Origin of the sequence: Prevotella sp. OH937_COT-195, from assembly GCF_003932845.1 — a bacterium.
In the GTDB taxonomy this organism is placed as follows: Bacteria; Bacteroidota; Bacteroidia; order Bacteroidales; family Bacteroidaceae; genus Prevotella.
Window position 1 is genome coordinate 1 of sequence record NZ_RQZH01000097.1, and the last position, 743, is coordinate 743.

Here is a 743-nt window from a genome sequence, read left to right on the forward strand (position 1 = left end):
GTGTAGGAGATAAGATAACTGTTTTAGATGTTAGTTATAGCAGGCAATTAGTTTTAGTACAGTATCCAGCTGGCAATGTAGTAAGACAGGGTTATGTAACAAATGCAACTAACTTAATAAGGTACTTTAATCAAAGTATGTGGCACAATGGAAGTACACCAGAGGAAGTATTAGATGAAAATGGTGGACATTTAGGATCATTAGATCCATATGAATCAGCAACACCACTATATAAGAAAAATGGAATGACACATGTTGTTTATAATACATCAAAAGGACCTAACACAAAGTCAGGTTATGTAAAATATGAAGGTTCAGCAGCTACTAGAGTGGATATACCTAGACCATCAATAACAAATGCACAAAAAATAGTATATGGAACAAGTGGAAGAGGAAGAGAATTAGCAGCTTATAAAGTTGGTAATGGAGCTAATTCATTGATATATGTATGTGCAATACACGGATGGGAAGATCACTGGGCAGCAGATGGTATTGAGTTAACTAGAATAGGTAATGGACTTATAGAGCACTTCCAAAATGCAGGAACAAACAATTGGTCACTATATATAATTCCAGTAGCAAATCCAGATGGATTATCAGAAGGATATACAAATAATGGGCCAGGAAGATGTACTATAGTAGGTGCAGTAGATTGTAATAGAGATTTCCCAATAGGATTTACACCATATGGAGATTCAAGACATTGGACAAATAAAGAGCCGTTAAGTGTACCAGAATCAAGA

1 protein-coding gene is annotated in these 743 nt (G+C 35.3%); it reads left to right on the forward strand.

The features are described 5' to 3' along the window. Positions 1 to 743 (forward strand): M14 family zinc carboxypeptidase (locus tag EII32_RS11400; protein ID WP_148096837.1); only part of this gene is annotated, 743 nt, incomplete at both ends.